We start from the raw sequence: 18,762 nt of genomic DNA on the forward strand, positions 1-18,762 counted from the left end.
GAACAGAGCCGCACGCCCTCTGCGCACGGCTCTGAAGCATCCACTACTATAGCGAGGCCACGCCCCGAATGCTGCGGATACTAACCGATCAATGAACCTATAAAATCAGGCCTGACTCGCAACTGGGACTCCTACCCCCGATGGACCGGAATTAGGAGCGTGCTCCAAATCCACAATCTGTTCCGAGGCGAATTTCGGCTGCTTTAAGAAGTAGACCAATACAGCGGAGCTAACGATAAGGCCAAACGCGATCAGATAGGCGTAGTCGTAGTTCCCAGTTTTAGATTTCACCACCTGGGAAATGGTTGGGCCAATAATCAATGAGAAGCCCCAGCCGTAGTAAATGAGCCCGTAGTTAGCCCCGTAGTTTTTCAAACCAAAGTAGTCAGCTGTAATCGTTGGTGTAATCGAAAGTGTGGACCCATAAGTGAAACAAGCCAAGATGATCCCCACAACCACCAACGAAGGAGAGTTGAAGAAGAAGTAGAAGCACAGCATGTTGAGCCCTGCGATCGCGTGAGCAAAGAGGTAAGCCCCTTTTCGTCCGATCTTATCGGATACGAGGCCACCCGCAGTTCGTCCGCTCGCGTTGGATAGCGAGGTCAGTGGCACCATGAATGCGAGAATCGCCGCTACCGCAGTAGCATACACTCCATTCTCTCCGCCAGTTTGGATACGCATTATATCAGTGGCATTAGAAATCACCATCGCACCCGCAGAACACATGAACGCGTAGATCGTTAACAACATCCACGCTTGCGGGGTCTTAGCTGTTGTAGCCAAGGAAACGGATGGCGATTGCTCCTCAACAACCTGCCCTTCCTTAACAGCAGGCGCAGGAGGCTTATATCCCTGTGGCGGATCGATCACATTCAACGCACATGGTATACCAATCATCAGAATCATAGTGCCCAGAATCCATAGGGTTTGCTCGAGCGAAAATCCCAGATTCTTAAGCAGCAAGACCTCCAAGGGTCCCAACCACATCGCGCCGAGGCCAAAACCAGTGACGACAAGACCATTGACCATTCCCTTTTTCGATGGATGAAACCACTTCATCGCAGCCGGACGCGGACAGGCATACACAAAGCCCAGCCCCACTCCCAATATCACACCAAAGGTAATGTTGAACAGTGATGGAGAGTGCACTACTACTCCAGAGAGGATAGTGCCTCCACCCACCATCACGATGCCAGCCAACATGACCTTACGAGGACCAATTTTGTCCTGTAGAGCTCCCGCAAACATCAAGATAATGGCAAACACCATGCCGCCGATCGAGTAAGGAACATTCAGTTGAGTTATGTCCCAAGCGGAGTAAACCCGCTCGCCTGTAACCGGATCTAAACTGTACTCGATGGCATCCTTCAAGTTGCTCCATGTGTAGAGAATTCCCACACTGAAATTTGAGAGTAAGCCTGCTATAAGGACTCGAATGGCTGTTCGTTTGGCAGTTGATGCATCGATAGGAACATCGTTCACCTCGTGGGATTTTGGGTTCATGGTGTTTATTTGGATGTAGCTAGTTATTCGCTTTCAGGTATCAAAACCTCGAAGTAAGGAATCGTTTCCTATGCTTCATATTTGGCACTAGCAGCGGGTGCGCCAAAACCGCACAAACACCATCAACAACCTAAAACTGGCCTACGGTTCCCAATCCTTCGAATGGATACCCAGAAATCGAAGCGCTCAAAATCACTCAGTGTATCAAAATAGTGCACACATCATCGTATTCACCATTACATCAAATCGAGTAAGCTTGTCTTAATTTTTCAAATACCACATTCACCGCACTATCAAACGATATGCGAAAATCAAAAGGCCGCTTCGGAAAACCGAGGCGACCTTAAAAACACGTGTTTTTTTCGGTCACTTTGACCGAACCTAAAAACTCTCCCCTAACAGATATTCTCCTTTTGCCAACGGATCGACTCATCCCATTCGGAATACTCGAGGTCGAGCTTCCTCCAGTAATACTTCAATGCATCAGAGTCCCAGCCCTTATACACATCTTCCCAATCAAGAACGTCGTGGTGAACGCCAAGAGAGCTTGGATCAATAACATCCTTGGCAGATTGGAAACGATAATCGCAGGAGAGACGCACTCGTCCGAACTCGGTTGGTGGCAGGGACTTGTGTACCGTTAGACTGTTGAATGTTACGATATCACCGGCTTCATAATCTCCTTCTACCCAATCTTCGGATACATCACACAGCCATACTTCGGCTCCACCCGCTCCCTTCGCAGCCTTGATATCTAGCACTCCTCGTTTGTGTGATCCCTTGAGAATGGTCAGATTTCCAATCGCTCGTGGAGCATCGCCAATTGGAGTCCAAGAAGTCCAAACCTGCTTGGTACCTTGAATATGAATAAAGTCCTGATGCGAGGGCGTTGGCGAATTCGACTTTGCAGGTAACATCAAACGTGCGATATGACGTGGATGCGGCATGACCGGAGATCCGAGCAACGCCTCGTACAAGCTGTTAAATTTCGGGTGATGCGGCAGAGAGTGAAACAACTCCAGACGCTGTACATCCTGATACACGGCTGGCGGGCAACCAGTACCGGCAAAGGTCAACTCCCCCTCCGGGATTTCCGCGATCGTATCCAAATTGCCTATTCCATCCATCAACGCTGCGTCCTTCGACAAATATCCATGCTTATCAAGGATAGACAAAAACTCGCGGCGAAGCTCTAAAACTTCCTCCTTCGGGAGAAATCCTTTAAAAAACAAAAAGCCGTCTTCTTCCGCTTTGAGGCGCAAGGCTTCGGGATTATCTAATAGTGGGGTACAGTCCTCAAATGCCATGTTACTTCTATTCTCCTAGTTTATAGTTTTTTGGGGGCAATCCGACTAGAGTTCGGATAATTCGGAACAGTGCCAGGACACATGGCACCGCTTCGTATTCTAAATCGAGATACAGCCACTTCCGCAATCAAAGCGGCTGCAGCCATATATTCCTAAATTGGATACGGTTAATGTGGTCCTGCAAAAGGATCTGCACTTGCTGGGCCGTCGCCTCCAGACGTTGCCTTTTGTGAATAGGATGACCATTCAGTTCCACGGAAAGATAGCAAAACTCACCGTCTACTTCTGGATACTCTAGAACAACATCATACGTCTGCCACTGCAGAGGTGGGCGAGCCGCATTGACCTTAGCAGGGGCTTTTCGATAAACAGCCCCGCATTCATCCCAGTAGCCATTACCAAGATAGCTATTTAGTATCTGTATTTCTCCTACAGGATGCAGAAAGAGACCTGAGTTACCACGCATTTGACCAGACTCTCCCAGCTCCACTGGATAGCGAAACTCTAAGTGCATGCGAAAACTCGCCCATGTTTGCTTCGTTCCGATAAATCCGCCGATCCCCTCTTCTCGGTTCTTTTTCGAATTCCAAAAGCCCGACTTCACTTCGAGCGCGTTATCCACAATCGCCCAACTGAATGGACGACCGTCGAGGTGCTGCCATGCGTCCACATTGGAACCATCAAAAAGCACAATCGCTCCTTCGGGGGCTTCGAGTCCAAGCGTTGGAGAAGCCTTTTCTACCTTCGTGAGTTCGAACTCAGTCGGCACTCCGTGCAACATTGCCGTCCCCTTTACAGAAGTACCTGAAAACACGACGTCGAACCCACCCTGCTTGAATTTTACCCGATCCTTTGTCCCGGGGACCACAGCATCGACATACGGGACAGCTCGATTATAGAGCTCGGCGAAAAAGGCGACGCGGTATATCCCGTCAGTCATCGGCAATACTTGAGCTGCAAGACGCGGGTCACCTTGTTCCGCCCCACGAGTAGCGTTTAGCCAGCGCCCCTCCCAATCGCCCATCAAACGAAAATCAGCAGGATTCTCATATTGAGCAGCCTCAACAGGCGACCCACCGTATTTAGCTGCCAGGCTGGCAGGATACAAAGCTGCCGCAGCGAGGATCGCGAAGCAAAGATATGATTTCATGACAGCGCTCATTTTTAACTGATATCCTTAAAGTGAATACCACTCCTTGTTGGCATTCTGTCGTTTGAAATACTGATGATCCACAGGATCAACCGGCCAGCCAGTCTTCGTATCAATTTGAACGGCATGCCCTGCCTTCATCGCGCCATTGCCCATCTGCACGATCGCACTGAGCTTAGCTCCATAGTCGAAATTGGAAATTGTATCATCCCACTCGCGCAGTCCTGTCGCGGCTTCGACGAACTCCTGCCCGTGTAGAGTTCCGCAATTTCCCTTCATCAGCGGGAAATGAAGTTGCGGACGACCCGCACTGCGACGCTTCAGCTCCGGAATCAGAGCACCGTACATGTTGTGCCCCTCGTGCATCACGAAGGTTCCCTTGGTACCGACCCAGTAACAGCCATCTTTTGAAGGAGGCCAACTTCGATCGTCCTCCAACTCCTTCGGACGCGGCGGATAGAATGCAGGGTCGTTTTCTACACAGGTGTGGAAATACATATCGACCGGAGGCTTTCCGTTCACCGCATCGAAGTGCCACTTGACGGTCATTCCCACAGGAAAACGTCCATCAACAATCTCAGTCGCCTTGATAACCTCAACCTTAGATGGGTAACCAAGATAATCCAGCGTTTTAAAGATTCCTCCAAAAACGTGGCAACCCCAGTCACCAATCAAGCCACCGCCAAACGGCACCCACCAACGCCAACCACCCGGATGCACACCATGCTCCATGAACGGGTAATCGCCAGCCGGCCCCAACCAACGCTCCCAATCCAAAAACTCAGGTACCTGTGCGCTAAATGGAGGGAAGCCATAAAGACCAAACGAACCTTTCGCATTGTCGTAGTGAATCCAACCGTGCACCTCCACAATGTCGCCAAGATCACCTTGGCGATAGTAGCCATCCGCATAACGCCAGCCATTGGCAGAGTTACCCTGGTTACCCAATTGAGTAGGAACATTGCCGTCCAGGGTCAGCTCTTGAAGACGAAAGCCCTCCTCTGTCGACCAACATAGCGGCTTCTCGCAATAGATGGGCTTACCGTGCTTCAAAGCGAGTTCTGCCACACCGAAGTGATGATGATCCACCGCTCCACACAAAACCGCGTCGAACTCGTCAGAGTGGTTGGCAAACACCTCCCGGTAGTCGATCATGCGCTTTGCATTCGGGTAGCCCTTCGGAAAGCTCCGCTCCGGAATCGAAATCATCGGATTCACCGGATCCAGCCGACGCTGATCCACATCACAAAGGATCGTAACGTCATGGCCCCCGTCCTTTACCCACGGAAAATGAACCTGAGTGATGTCTCCCACACCAATCACCGCAAACCGAAGCGATGGTGCGCTTGCACTCTTTACCTTACTGGCCAACAATAAGTTAGGAGCGACGGAAGCCGCCCCCAAACCAAACAGTCCCTTCTTCAAAAACTCACGCCTCTTCATCTGGTTAAACATACTCATACTCAAAATTCTTGCTGTTTGATTTTCGCTTAAAACCGGCCTTTTCTTGACAAATAGGTATCGATTCCTTTGAAGGAGGAAAACTGAAACTGAAGCGGCTCGTCAAGCCCAGATTCCCAAACATGCGTCCCCCTAAGCAATCGCTCGACACACATGAAGCCGAGGCGTCCATTAAGAACAGCCCCCATAAGCACCTAGTACACGAAACATGTATTTCCCTCTTAAAAAGTTAACTACCCCGTGTGCGCTGCTACTAGCAGCTCTAACCGCTACAGAGATGGTCTTCGCTCACGGAAAGGAGCCAGCGAAACCGACCCAGCACCAAATCGCACGCATTCCAGCCGCCACCCCAGGACTCCACGATTTCGTCGCCGCTATCGCAAAAAACTCCCGTAACCAGTTCACGGCTCACCAGCTCGAGCATCTAACGGAAATCGACGAACACCTGCGCTTCGAAAGGGAGATCCTCGATGGCACCGTTCAGGGCTTCACCAAAATCGACGCCGACTTCCAACGTGGTATCGCCCAAACCCACCTGTTTGAGTTTCTCAACCATGATCTCCCCGACCTGATCGAACTGGACTTCCGCCCCGGCCCGAGCGCTCCTGTCACCCACAAGACCCTCCAACTAAACTCACTTGAAGGTTCCGTATTCTACAAGATTCATATTAGCGACGGTCCAGACCACCTCATTGTCCAATCTATCAATGTGGCCAAGAGCGGTGATGCAGGCGTACCGACTCTCGAGATCGCGAACTCTGGCACCACTTACCTTCTCATCAATTTCGAAGAGATTCCAAACGATGTCAGCAAACTCATCTTCGCGCTCCGCAAGCAAGGCGACGCGAACCCAAGTTACTGGACAGGCCTCAAGCTCGAAACACCTACCCCTGGCAACCTCGACGTCCACATAACGGACGAAACCAATCGAAGCACCCCAGCCCTCGTCCGTATCGTAAATAAGGATACCGGTAAGCTCTGGGCACCACCAAACGCAGTCGACCTCTGGCCCATAATGACGGGAGTACGAGGACTGCCTCGTACCGAAGCGGTGCAGCCCTACATGCACTACTTCAAAGACATGAGCATTCGAGGTCCTTACTGGGTAGTGCCGGGCCCCTTCGAAACCGCCCTCCCCTCGGGAAATTGGGATCTCCACATTCTGCACGGTATCGAATACATCCCAGTTAAGAAAAGCCTTACCATCGAACCGAACAAACGCACGAAGTCCGCAATCCAATTGAAACGCTGGGTCAGCATGCCAGAGCGGGGTTGGTATTCAGGCGATGACCACGTGCATGCCCGCATCATGAGCAGCGAAGACGCTAAGGACGTCATGGCCTTTGTACGCGCTGCTGACATCAAGGTCGCCAACATTTTAGAAATGGGCGACCCTATGCGAACCTATTACGAACAACGTGGCTTTGGAAAAGAGTACCGTTTCCACGAAAACGGACACGTCCTCGTCCCAGGCCAAGAGGACCCACGCTCCCACTGGGGCCACGCCATCGGCATGAATCTTACCCAGCTCGCCCGCGACTTCGACAAGTACATGCTAAACGACTGGGTAGCTGACGAAATCCACCGCCAAGGCGGACTCTACGGCCACACCCACGTGGGCGAAGGAGGTCTCGGGGTGCATCGCGACATGACCATGCTCATGCCACGTGGCAAATCCGACTTTGGGAGCATCATGCAAAACATCCTTGGGACAAAACGCTACTACGACTTCCTCAACCTCGGTTTCAAGCTAACCGCGTCAGCAGGCAGCGACACGCCCTATGGCGGTGCAGTCGGCATAACCCGACTGTATGCGTATATTGGAGACAAGCCATTTAGTGCCGACGCCTGGTTTGATGCCGTAAAAAAAGGGCACACTTTCGTTACCAACGGCCCTATGCTCGACTTCAAGGTTGAAGGACGCATGCCGGGCGAATCAATTACCATAAGTGACAACAAACCGCTGAAGGTTCAAGTCACCGCTGACGGCATCCCAGGTGCAACCGCCCCCTACCAGCTTTCCATCGTAAAGAACGGCGAGACTGTTAAGGCCGTCCAAGCGAATTCGCCCGAACAAGGAAACCTTTCAATCGAACTCGACCTTGATCCTGGCACCGGCTGCTGGATCGCCGCCACTGCCGTGGGCATAGATGGCACTCAAGCCCACACGACTCCAGTCTACGTATCCAAACAAGGATACCGACACTGGAATCGAGACAAGGCTTACGACCTTATCCAAGATCGCTTTGCAACCATAGAAGAAATAGAGAAAATAACCCAAAAGCAGGCGGAACGCTACGCGAACGGAACTCTCCCGGAGATTGAATTCTCAAACCTACTGATCGCCCAGCAAGCAGACGAAATTTTCGAGCGCACCAAGCTCGTCAGAGGACTCTACGACGAACTCCTCGAAGCTCTAGAGAAGGAAAAAAATGCAGCTAATTGATTGGGGGATTGTGCTGGGAGTCTTTGCGGCTCTCGCGCTGGTCGCGATTGTGACCAAACGTTATGTACGGGGAGTTGCAGGCTTTCTTGCGGCAGATCGTTGTGCGGGTAGATACCTTCTGACTCTATCGGACGGAATGGCTGGCCTCGGTGCCATCGGCATCATCGCGTCCTTCCAGCAGAACTACACAGCGGGCTTCGGTCCTGGCTGGTGGGGTGGAATCATGGCTCCACTCATGCTGCTCCTACCACTGACAGGTTTCATCATCTATCGTTTTCGTGAAACCAGAGTACTCACGATCGCGGAGTTCTACGAGAAGCGTTACAGCAAGAACTTTCGGGTATTCGCCGGCATCCTCGCGTGGGTCGCGGGTATTGTGAACTACGGAGTCTTCCCGCAAGTCACCGCTCGATTCTTCATCCACTTCTGCGAAATCCCAGAAACGTACATTTCGGTCGGGCCCTTCGATTTCAACCTCACCTTGGGCATCGTGATGGCCATCCTGCTCGCCACCGCCTTGCTGATCACCTTCCGCGGCGGTCAGATCGCGATCATGATAACGGATTTCTTTCAAGCCCAGTTCATAAACATCGTATTCATAATACTGGTATTTTCCCTGCTGCTAAAGTTCGGCATCACCAACGTTGTCGAAACCTTGCAGAAAGCTCCGGAAGGGCAGTCCATGATCAATCCTTACGATCAAGCCGACATTCCGAACTTCACACTTCCGTTCTTCCTTATCAGTGCCTTCAACGTCATCTACACCTACATGGCATGGCAAGGCAATCAGGCCTACAACGCATCCGCTAAGACGCCACACGATGCGAAAATGGCAAAAATCCTCGCAGCTTGGCGCTACGGTGCCACCTGGGTAGTCATTTTACTGATACCGATTTTCGCTTACACCTTCCTCAATAGCGATCTATTCACCGAGGAAGCCGCCGTCGTCCAAGCGGAAATCAACGCCCTCGACAATGAAGGTCTGCAACGTCAGCTCACTGTGCCGATCGTACTCAAGTCCATGTTGCCGGTTGGCGTACTGGGACTCTTCGTCGCATCCATGCTCGCCGCCGCGATCTCAACGGACGATACTTACCTACACTCCTGGGGGAGTATTTTTATCCAAGACGTGCTCCTCCCCTTCAAGAAAAAGGCCCTCGACAAGCAGCAACACCTCAAATGGCTCAAACGATCTATTCTTGGTGTCGCCATATTCGTATGGTGTTTCGGTATGCTTTTCCCACTACAGGAATACATCTTCATGTATTGGGCTATCACCGGAGCCATTTACGTGGGTGGAGCAGGCTCCGTCATCATTGGCGGTTTCTATTGGAAACGAGGAACTACCGCAGGAGCCTGGGCTGGCATGATCATCGGCTCCACCCTCTCTGTATCCGGAGTTCTGATAAACAACATTATTTGGCCAAAACTTCTTCCCAAGTGGAAGGAGCAAAACCCAGACAGCCAGTGGCTACAGGATCTGCCGGATGCCTTCTGGCTCGATGGCATGGAGCTCTTCTTCTTCGCCTCCGCTCTAGCAATTGCGGCATATATTGTTCTTTCTCTCATCACTAAACCCGCCCCTGGATTCGACATGGACCGCCTATTGCACCGCGGCGAATACACCATCGCAGGTGAGCACACGCAAGAGGACCCGCATCCGAACCGAATTTGGCGTCTCCTCGGCATCAACAAGGAGTACTCAAAGGGCGACAAATTCGTAGTAATTTCCGTCTTCGTATGGACGCTTTTCTGGCTAGCCGTCTTTATATTCGGGAACGTATATCACCTCAGCGTCGGCACTACCGAGCAAGACTGGATTAGCTTCTGGAAGTTCAACATTGGCACCTTCCTCTTTGTCGGCATCGGCACCACAATATGGTTCCTATGGGGCGGTTTCAGAGACCTTGGCTCCATGTTTAAACACCTCAAGAAGGTCCAATCGGATCCTAAAAAAGAGGACTAATATAATTTATCAAACGACCACACTATAACTACGCACTTTCAATGATTTCACGATTCAAGGCAATCACCAGAAAACCGATTTTGGCTTTCACCGTAGCGGCGACTTCCCTGAGCGTTAGCTTGAGCGCGAAGACTCTCGAGCTGGAGTCCGACTCCATAAAGCTAGAGCTTAAAAGCAAAAACCACGCGTACACCGTAAAGGACAAGCGCACCGGTAGGACTTGGGAAGCGAAACCACTCGAGAGCCGTTTCAAGATGCTCGAGGCCGAGCAAGCATCGGATGATACGATCAGTGTGGAGTTCCTAGATCGTCATAGCAAGATAACCTACACCTCAAAGGTCACTCTCGCCGAGGATAAGCTAAGTTTCGACATCGCCGCGGACGATCCCAAGGCTCCCTTCACCGAGCTCTTCTACCCGGTCGTACCTGAATCAGCATTGGATGATGGACACCTCATCTTCTGCAACCGTGCTTCCGGCATCCGCCTTCCAATCGACACGCTCGACTACCCGCACAAGCGCCTCGTCAGCTACGCGAACACTGGAGCCCTCGACATTCCGCTCTTCGGTATTCTAGACAGTGCGAATGCAGACGGTCTCATGCTCGTCTTCGAGACACCAACCGAAGTCACTGTAGACATCACACCTAACGACAAAGGTATCATCGAACCTGACATCATCTGGTTCGACTCCTTCGGTGGCTTCACCTACGACCGTCGCGTTTCAATGCACTTTGTAAATGATGGTGGATACGTCGAAATGGCGAACCGCTACCGAGCCTGGGAACAAGACCAAGGCATGGTACGGACTCTACATGAGAAAGCCGAAAAGATCGACCGCATCAATTGGATGAAGGGTGCCGCAGTCGTTTGGGGCAACATCGGCGAAGGGATTGTAGACGAAGCCCCTGTACATGGTATCCATCGTATGATGCTTAACGGACGTTTCACTGTTGAGGCTATGGAAAAAACCCGTGATCTCGGGTATCTACTAGGCGAATACGACAACTACAGCGACATCACCGAAGGCAAACTTGGCAACAGCAAGGACAACATCGAGGAAGCAGGCCTCTACGGCCCTGACGGAAAAGTCATCCTCGGCTGGAAAACAAAGGAAGGTCTTCAGTACTACAACCGCTCCCCTCGCTTCGCCCGCCGCGCCGCTGAAGCAGTAATTCCAGCCCTGCTGGAAAAATATCCATACACCGCTCGATTCTTCGACGTTCACTCTACTATTCAATTCTTCGAGAGCTACCATCCAGACTACCCGATGGATCGTCGCCAAGATATGAAATACCGCCAGGACCTATATGGATACCTCGGCGAACTCGGTCTCGTAGCCGGAGGAGAAGCTGCAAAAGGTTGGTCCGTCCCTTTCGTCGATTACACCGAGGGTAACATGAGTGGATCCTATTACTGGTTTTCGGATACAGGACACCTCATTCGACTCAACAGTCGCGAGGAGATCCCTCCCGAATACATGAAATTCGGAATGGATCCAGCGCTCCGAATCCCTCTCTGGTCCCTCATCTACCACGACCAGATCGCCAGCACTTGGTACTGGGGCGACTCCAATGGCTACTTCTACGACATCGCTCCTGAACTGAGCGACATGAAGGACACATTCAACGTCCTGCACGCCACCATGCCGCTGGTTTGGCTCGACCACCTCGGCTACGGTTGGCACCGCGATCGCGACCGCATGATGGAAACGATCTACACAACAACACGCCTCCACGAGCGCCTAGCATTCGACGACATGGTTTCTCACTCCTTCCTAAACGAGAATCAAATGGTGCAGCAATCCGAGTTTTCCTCCGGAGCGATAATCCAAGCCAACCTCGACACTCAGCCACAACAGGTGGATCTGCCAAATGGTAAGCAGGCGACTCTCGCCCCTTATGGCTATTTCACCGAGTTCGATGGCTTCAAGCAATCCAAGCTCTGGATCGATGGAGCAACAGAAACTCTGATCGAATCCGATGACTTCTTCTACGCGTCCACAAACGCTGATGCTTCACGCCAAATCGGAGCTGCCAAGCTTCAAGGTCAACTCGCTACTTACGAGATGCCAAACGAGACCTGGAACATCCGTTACAAGAGTGCCACGGACGTCACTCTCAATCTCAAGAAGAGCGGAATCCTCGAGCGTGGAAACAAGTTCCGAGCGGTTTACATCAACGACAAAGGACAATTTCTCAAGGAGCTCCCAGCGAGCAAGGGACAAGAACTTACCCTACCCGCCACTTCCGAATCAGTTCTTCTGACCGTTATCCCGGAAATGCGTCCAAACGTACCGCTCATCTTCCCGAACAGCGGACGTATCGCCCACGACGCACCAGTCAGCCTGTCAGTAGCCGACAAGAAGGCGACCATCCGCTACACCCTCGATGGCAGCGAACCTACAATGGACTCAACAAGCTACACCGAGCCATTCATGCTCACAAAAGGATCCACCATTAAGGCCGCCGCCTTCAAGAGCGGCAAGCGCGTGAGCGACATCAGCGAGGCTGCAATCTCAGTCGAACTCCCGCTCTATGCTTCTCCGATCACTCGCGGACGTGATAAGCCAGACTCGGTGGATATCAATCTCGCTGGATTGAGCGAATTGATCATTGAGATCACCGACGCCCAAGACGGACCTCACTATGACCAGTCAGTCATTGGTAACGCTGGCTTCATACGAGAATCAGGCGAGTTAGTAAGCTTGACCCAGTACGCCCCTGCTTCAGCCATCCGCTTCGACATCGAACGAAACAGCAGCAACTACGAAGGCGACGCCCTCAGTGTCGGTGGGATCGCATTCGAAGACGGTATCAGCAGTCACTCAATCGACAAGATTGTCTACAAACTCGAAGGCGATTTCGAGAGCTTCAAAGCACAAGTCGGAATCCACGACCGCACTTCCATTGACGCTGCGCCCGACCAAAAGAACGGTTCGGTACAGTTCATCTTCACCGGTATTTCAAATCCGGATACCGAGTAAATCGATCCATTTCAGACAATGAAAAACTCTGCACGTATCACCATGGTCCAACTACAGGACCTGCCAGAAAAGGCTCCTAGCATCGAGCGCATGCCTGCGTTCTTCGAGCAAGCAGCGCAAAACGGGTCGGACCTCATCGTCTTCCCTGAGTACACTCTCGGCCAAGGCATCACTGAGGACCACGAAAATATCGTCCGATTCCGAGAACTGGCCCAAAAGCACAACATGTACGCCATCGCTGGCTGCGTCGAAAAGCACGACAACCGTGGGGCAACCACTGCCCTGCTCGTTGACCGTTTCGGCAATATCATCGGTCGCTACCTCAAGGCTCATCCAGCAGCAGGTCCTGGTCCTCACTGGTGGCCACCCATCAAGGATTGGGACGGCGAAGCCCGCGGGATCCTCGGCAGCGAGTTCAAGGTCTTCCACCTCGACTTCGGTCCGATCGGCATCCTCCAGTGCTACGATGGCTACTTCCCAGAAGCATGGGCATCCACTTCCTATGCGGGGGCCGAGATCATCCTCTGGATCAACGGCCGCGATGGCATGGTTGAAGACTTCCACTGTCTCTCCGCAGCTTCCGCCTTCGGTTGCGCGGTTGGCGGCAACATCAGCAACGGCAAGAACACCGGATTCGCAGGTCCCTTCCAGAACTTCGTCAGCGGCGAAGGCGACAAGGAGGAATCACGCCTCTTCCCTCGCATCAAAGAAGCCGGCGATGCTTGCGTTCACGCGGAAATTGACCTCGCTGGACTACGTCACCACCGCAAACACCTCCGTACCATGCATCAACGCCGCCCAGAGCTCTACGGACGCCTCACCAAGGACGTCAAGATGTGGCAAAACTATCCAGAAATCCCTTGGGACTATCCAGAGTGCGAGCAGCTCACAAACCGCTCCCAACTATAGTTTAGGCGTACGCTTAATCCTCCATGAATCGATTGATCGCATCCATCGCCGCGGCGGCTATCTTCGCCTTCGCGGCGGCCCTCAATGTCAACGGTCACGGCATCGGTGAAGATCTCCACGACTGGGATCTTCACGAGCACGAACTGGAGCACACCGAGCTTATATCTGGTTTCGACGCCATTGCTCGCGAGCTGCTCCAGCACGGCACTTACAACTTCGATGCCGAGAGCCTGCGCATGTTGCAAAAGAGTCACGACTTCTACACAGCCGCGACCTTGCCTACCGCAGTTGACGAAGGCCGGACTCATGAACTCACGGCTGCAGGTGACGCGATCCTGCTACGCTTCCTCGAAACTTCAGGATTTGCAATCGAAGCTCCCGTGGAAAACGGAGTGCTCGATCTCGATTGGAAAAAGCGATACCCACTCCCTCGCGAGGACGGTTTCGTCCTCTTACACGTCAAAGCCGGTACCAGCGGTAAGCGTGCCGGCTTCACCCTCGAGCACAACCTCGAGACGCACCAAGAGCACAACGATCAGCTCGCCCTGCCTTATTTGCACGACGGCGAATCCTGGATCCTGCTCCGCTTGCTCCGCCCACCGCTGGAGTCCTGCATCGTCACTTTCAATCTCGAAGACTCGAAGTCAGGCGACCACGTCCTAAACGGAGCCATCACCGTCATCAGCGAAACGACCGGCACCCTCGACTTCGTAGTGCGCGACGAGTTCGGCAATCCGACTCCCGCAATGGTCGAGCTCCGCTCCGCTCGCACCAATCACATTTATCGTCCGGCAACAGCCGTCGAGTTTAGCGAGCAAATGGACCACATCGCTGGCACTCCAGTGCGCCATCACTCGCGACCTGACGCCGGCCAAGGCGTCCCTTACATCGCTTCTATTCCGGGCGACTCATGGGGCATGTACTACTGCATCGACCGCCCATTCCACATGGCACTGCCGATCGGAACCTGGACAATTAAAGTCTGGAAAGGTGTCGAATACACTCCGACGAAGCGCACCTTTGTCGTCACCAAAGACAAGACCACCGAAGTCGATCTCAAAATGGACCGCTGGATCGATATGGCCGCTCAAGGCTGGTTCTCCGGCGACGACCACATCCACTCGCGCCTCATGAGCGATGACGACGCGGAGCGCCTCTTCAAGTTCATGGAAGCCACCGACCTCGACCTCGGCAATATTCTGATCATGGGCAACAACCTGCGCACCTTCTACCCTCAGCGTGGCTTCGGCCCCGAGTTCCGCGTGGAGCAAAACGGACGCTTCCTCGTCCCCGGCCAGGAAGACCCACGCTACTTCAACGGCCATGCCCTCGGGCTCAACATCACTTCGCTCGTCCGAGACACGTCTAAGTACCTGTACAACGATTGGGTCGCGAGCACCATTCATGAGCAAGGCGGACTCTACGGCTTCGCCCACATGATCTTCGGTACCTTCAACATCGTCCGAGACATGGCCCTACTAATGCCGCAAGACCTCGGCGATTTCGGCGAAATCCACCAGTCCGGCATCCTCGAAACCCAGCTTTACTACGACTTCCTCAATCTAGGCTACGAGCTCGCTGCAGGCGGCGGAAGCGATGTTCCCTACAGCCACATGATGGGCGAGGTTCGCATCTTCTGCTACACCGGTAACCAAACTCTGGATGCAGACGAATGGTTCACCGCCCTGAAAAACGGAAACTGCTTCGTCACCAACGGCCCCATCCTCGAGCTAACCCTCGACGGCAAAATCCCCGGAGAAGAAATCATCGTCAAAAAGGACAAGAAACTTAAAGCGCGAGCAGTTGCCAAGGGTCCCCTAGGCAACTTCGCTCCGCAAAAGCTCGAGCTCATCTGGCACGGCGATGTCATCGCTACCAAAGAATCAACCGACACCAACGTCACTGAACTCTCTATCGAAATAGACGTACCCGCTGGTTTCGGTGGCTGGCTCGCGATTCGTGCCTACAGCTACGACGGCCAAGCAGCCCACACCACTCCAGTCTACGTCACCCGCAAAGGCTACCGCAGATGGGATGTCGAGAAGGCTCCTGCCGTAATCGACAAGTGCCTAGCCGCTATCGAAGGATACCGGAAAGAGCTGCTGCACATGCAGCACCTCTACGACCACGGAGCGATCCCAGCTAACCAAATCTACGGCAACCAACTCGTATCCATGATCCCAGGAGGACTGGAACGCGCCGACAAAGCTGAGGCCTACTATCACAAGCTACGCCAAACCCTCGCCAAGGAAATAGAAAAGCGAGAACGCAACTAAGGCTCAGCTCCTTGCTGAAGCAGGGCATCTTGAAGACGCCATAGGTATCGTTCTCTATGATTTACCGAGCAATAGCATTCGCTCAACATACTTAAAAAATGAATACGAATTCTCCTGTAAAACTACAGGCCAACGATCTCAACAACCCTGAAGGTATCTCCCTCGACAACCCAAGACTCTCTTGGGAACTCGATGCAAAATCAGGTATCACTGAAACGCTCGCCTACCGAGTCGAGATCGCCGATTCGGAGTTCGATCTACTCGAAGGAACAGATTCCGTAGAACGCACCGATTGGATCGAAAACCGCGGCGAACAATCTTTCCTTTGGAACGACGCCTCCCCAACTCCACTCAAGAAGCTCTATTGGCGTGTCCAAGTCCGCGACCAAGACAACAAAGAGTCCGAGTGGTCCGCCCCTGCCCAATTCCGTTACGGCCTCGCCTCCGATGGCTGGAAAGCCAAGTGGATCTACGCTGCATGGGAAGGCACTCTCCACGAAGGTGCCCACGTCCCCGCATTCCGTAAAGCCTTCGATTGGAACGGTGAAGGCGGCACAGCGATCCTCAACATCACCGCCCTCGGAGCTTTCCACGTAGAAATCAACGGCCAGACCATCACTGATGACGAAATCGGACCGGGCTGGACCGACTACAACGCCTACGTCGTCTACCGCACCTACGACGTATCCAAATTTCTCAAACCTGGCAAAAACGTCATCGGCGTGATGCTAGGCGACGCCTGGTACTGCGGTCATGTTGGCTGGGGTTACCGCCAAGCCTGGGGAAAGGCTCCACAATTCATGGCGCAGATTAATCGCGTCTCAAGCGAATCCAACGACCTGATCGTCACCACCGGCACCGATTGGAAGCTGGGTAAGAGCAACATCATCGCCAGCGATCTCCAGATGGGCGAAGAGTGCGACGCTTCTCTACTCCCTCTGAACTGGAGCCAAGTTGAAGGCCTTAACGACGATTGGGAAGACGCAAAAATAGCCCCAGATTACGCGGGCGAAGTTCTTCCCGCATTTTATCCGCCGCCAAAATCGCAGGAAACACTGTATCCGCAAAGCACCGTCGGCACCCTGGGAGCAGAAAACCGTATCATCTACAATTTCGGCCAAAACCTAGTCGGCCGCATCCTCGTCACACTCAAAGGCCCAGCGAAAGCGAAGCTCCAAGTACGCTACGCGGAACGCCTCGACGACAAAGATGAGATGTACACCACCAATCTCAGAACCGCTAAAAACCTAGATGTCTATCATCTACGCGGCGGTGAAGAGGAAAGCTGGCAAACCCGTTTTACCGTACACGGCTTCCAGTACGTCGAGCTCACTTGCGAATCCGAAGAAGTAGAAATCTTCAATATCCAAGCCGACGTCCTCTACAACGACCTCGACCTTTCCGGCACCTTCGAGTGCTCGCATCCGCTCCTCAACAAGCTCCATCAAAACGCGAAGTGGGGACAAAAGGGCAACTTCGTCGAAATCCCAACCGACTGCCCCCAGCGTAACGAACGCCTAGGTTGGACCGGCGACATTCTCGTTTACATGGAAACTGCCCTCTATCACGGTAACTCCATCGCCTTCTTCAAGAAATGGCTGCGGGACATGCGAGACAGCCAGTCCAAGGACGGTGCCATTCCTCCTTTCATTCCCTGGGTTCCACTCGTCGAGGACAACATGCGCGACGGCGGCCCATCCTGGTCCGACGCCCATGTCAGCTGCGCTTGGACACTCTACATGCACACCGGTCGTCAAGAACTACTCGAGCAGCACTACGACTCCATGGTTCGATACGTCGACTACCTGCTCGAACACCAGACCGTCGACTATATCCGCATGCCCAATACAAAGTCCTGGCAAGGATTCGGCGACTGGCTTGCCCAGGACGGCGGCGTCGGCCTAGCCGGAGCTACGCCTAAGGATTTCGTAGGAACCGCCTTCCTCGCGAATACACTCGCAGAAATCAGCAAGATCGCTGACCTGCTCGGCTACGGTACAGACGCCGCCCGCTTCACAGCAGAACGCGAAAAAACCGTCGAAGCCTTCAATCGCCGCTTCGTCACCGCGGAAGGTCTACTCGCCAGTAATACGCAAACCGCATACATTCTCGCCCTCAAGTTCGACCTTCTCTCCGAGAAAAACCGCCAGATCGCCGCTGAGGAACTGGTACGAAACATACGCGACCGAGACTGGCACCTCACCACCGGCTTCGTATCCACCGTCCACATCTGCGACGTCGTCGCGAGCGCTGGATACCTCGAAGACGCCTACAAGCTCCTCGAGCAAGAAACCTACCCATCTTGGCTCTTCCCGATCACCAACGGGGCGACTACGATTTGGGAACGCTGGGACGGTTGGACCCCTGACAAGGGCTTTCAGGACCCAGACATGAATTCATTTAACCACTACGCTCTCGGAGCAGTCGTGGCATGGATGTTCAAAACCGTAGTTGGTATCCGCCCTGAAGAAGCAGGATTCAGAAAAACCCGTTTCGAACCACAACTCGGTGGTACACTCACCAATGCCAAGGGCAAGGTCCCAACCCCTCAAGGTCACGTCGAACTCGCTTGGCAAAAGACAGATGCCGGCTTGGAGATCAACACTATCGTACCAATCAACACCACCGCAGTCCTGGTAGTTCCAAATGGATACAAAGCGGACGAAAGGGAACTCGAGCTCACCGCAGGCGAATACAATTTCACCTTCGAAGCGGAAGCCGTTCCTCAAAGAGAGGAAGCCCTCTCCGCTGCAAAATAGA

Annotated in this window: 10 protein-coding genes; 6 read left to right on the plus strand and 4 right to left on the minus strand. The window is 53.1% G+C overall.

What is annotated here, in order from left to right; translation table 11 throughout:
• Positions 1–105: 105 nt before the first annotated feature.
• The 4 genes from JIN87_RS09895 to JIN87_RS09910 all read right to left on the minus strand — a co-directional run bounded on the left by JIN87_RS09895 (position 106) and on the right by JIN87_RS09910 (position 5,421).
• Positions 106–1,503, minus strand: coding sequence for an L-lactate MFS transporter (locus JIN87_RS09895; protein ID WP_200355392.1), 1,398 nt, complete (start codon positions 1,501–1,503; stop codon positions 106–108).
• 395 nt (positions 1,504–1,898) lie between these two features.
• The gene (locus JIN87_RS09900; protein ID WP_200355393.1) at positions 1,899–2,810 is read right to left on the minus strand and encodes a phytanoyl-CoA dioxygenase family protein; all 912 of its coding nucleotides are present in this window, start codon (positions 2,808–2,810) and stop codon (positions 1,899–1,901) included.
• Between the two features lie 127 nt (positions 2,811–2,937).
• On the minus strand, positions 2,938–3,960 hold the full coding sequence (locus JIN87_RS09905; protein ID WP_200355394.1) for a 3-keto-disaccharide hydrolase: 1,023 nt from the start codon (positions 3,958–3,960) through the stop codon (positions 2,938–2,940).
• A gap of 27 nt (positions 3,961–3,987) precedes the next feature.
• Positions 3,988–5,421 carry a Gfo/Idh/MocA family oxidoreductase gene (locus tag JIN87_RS09910; protein ID WP_200355395.1) on the minus strand — a complete coding sequence of 478 codons (1,434 nt, stop codon included), beginning with the start codon at positions 5,419–5,421 and terminating at the stop codon, positions 3,988–3,990.
• Positions 5,422–5,698: 277 nt separating this feature from the next.
• Between JIN87_RS09910 and JIN87_RS09915 the strand changes: the two genes are divergently transcribed.
• The 6 genes from JIN87_RS09915 to JIN87_RS09940 all read left to right on the plus strand — a co-directional run bounded on the left by JIN87_RS09915 (position 5,699) and on the right by JIN87_RS09940 (position 18,761).
• Positions 5,699–7,867: a CehA/McbA family metallohydrolase gene (locus JIN87_RS09915; RefSeq protein ID WP_200355396.1), complete on the plus strand. Its 2,169-nt coding sequence runs from the start codon at positions 5,699–5,701 to the stop codon at positions 7,865–7,867.
• The gene (locus tag JIN87_RS09920; protein WP_200355397.1) at positions 7,854–9,833 is read left to right on the plus strand and encodes a sodium:solute symporter family protein; all 1,980 of its coding nucleotides are present in this window, start codon (positions 7,854–7,856) and stop codon (positions 9,831–9,833) included. The genes JIN87_RS09915 and JIN87_RS09920 overlap by 14 nt, the downstream gene beginning before the upstream one ends.
• A gap of 41 nt (positions 9,834–9,874) precedes the next feature.
• A complete protein-coding gene (locus JIN87_RS09925) occupies positions 9,875–12,817 on the plus strand; it encodes a glycoside hydrolase (protein ID WP_200355398.1) in 2,943 nt (980 codons plus the stop codon).
• A gap of 18 nt (positions 12,818–12,835) precedes the next feature.
• Complete coding sequence (locus JIN87_RS09930) at positions 12,836–13,726, plus strand: carbon-nitrogen hydrolase family protein (RefSeq protein ID WP_200355399.1); 891 nt, start codon at positions 12,836–12,838, stop codon at positions 13,724–13,726.
• 23 nt (positions 13,727–13,749) lie between these two features.
• Complete coding sequence (locus tag JIN87_RS09935; RefSeq protein WP_200355400.1) at positions 13,750–16,002, plus strand: CehA/McbA family metallohydrolase; 2,253 nt, start codon at positions 13,750–13,752, stop codon at positions 16,000–16,002.
• Between the two features lie 98 nt (positions 16,003–16,100).
• Positions 16,101–18,761, plus strand: a complete 2,661-nt coding sequence (locus tag JIN87_RS09940; protein WP_200355401.1) for an alpha-L-rhamnosidase — start codon at positions 16,101–16,103, stop codon at positions 18,759–18,761.
• Position 18,762 lies beyond the last annotated feature (1 nt).

Source organism: Pelagicoccus mobilis (assembly GCF_016595505.1).
In the GTDB taxonomy this organism is placed as follows: domain Bacteria; phylum Verrucomicrobiota; class Verrucomicrobiia; order Opitutales; family Opitutaceae; genus Pelagicoccus; species Pelagicoccus mobilis.

What these genes read in the sequence shown, in the direction of transcription:
- JIN87_RS09895 (WP_200355392.1), bottom strand. Translation starts at nt 1,503, where the DNA reads ATGAACCCAAAATCCCACGAGGTGAACGATGTTCCTATCGATGCATCA.
- JIN87_RS09900 (WP_200355393.1), bottom strand. Translation starts at nt 2,810, where the DNA reads ATGGCATTTGAGGACTGTACCCCACTATTAGATAATCCCGAAGCCTTG.
- JIN87_RS09905 (WP_200355394.1), bottom strand. Translation starts at nt 3,960, where the DNA reads ATGAAATCATATCTTTGCTTCGCGATCCTCGCTGCGGCAGCTTTGTAT.
- JIN87_RS09910 (WP_200355395.1), bottom strand. Translation starts at nt 5,421, where the DNA reads ATGAGTATGTTTAACCAGATGAAGAGGCGTGAGTTTTTGAAGAAGGGA.
- JIN87_RS09915 (WP_200355396.1), top strand. Translation starts at nt 5,699, where the DNA reads ATGGTCTTCGCTCACGGAAAGGAGCCAGCGAAACCGACCCAGCACCAA.
- JIN87_RS09920 (WP_200355397.1), top strand. Translation starts at nt 7,854, where the DNA reads ATGCAGCTAATTGATTGGGGGATTGTGCTGGGAGTCTTTGCGGCTCTC.
- JIN87_RS09925 (WP_200355398.1), top strand. Translation starts at nt 9,875, where the DNA reads ATGATTTCACGATTCAAGGCAATCACCAGAAAACCGATTTTGGCTTTC.
- JIN87_RS09930 (WP_200355399.1), top strand. Translation starts at nt 12,836, where the DNA reads ATGAAAAACTCTGCACGTATCACCATGGTCCAACTACAGGACCTGCCA.
- JIN87_RS09935 (WP_200355400.1), top strand. Translation starts at nt 13,750, where the DNA reads ATGAATCGATTGATCGCATCCATCGCCGCGGCGGCTATCTTCGCCTTC.
- JIN87_RS09940 (WP_200355401.1), top strand. Translation starts at nt 16,101, where the DNA reads ATGAATACGAATTCTCCTGTAAAACTACAGGCCAACGATCTCAACAAC.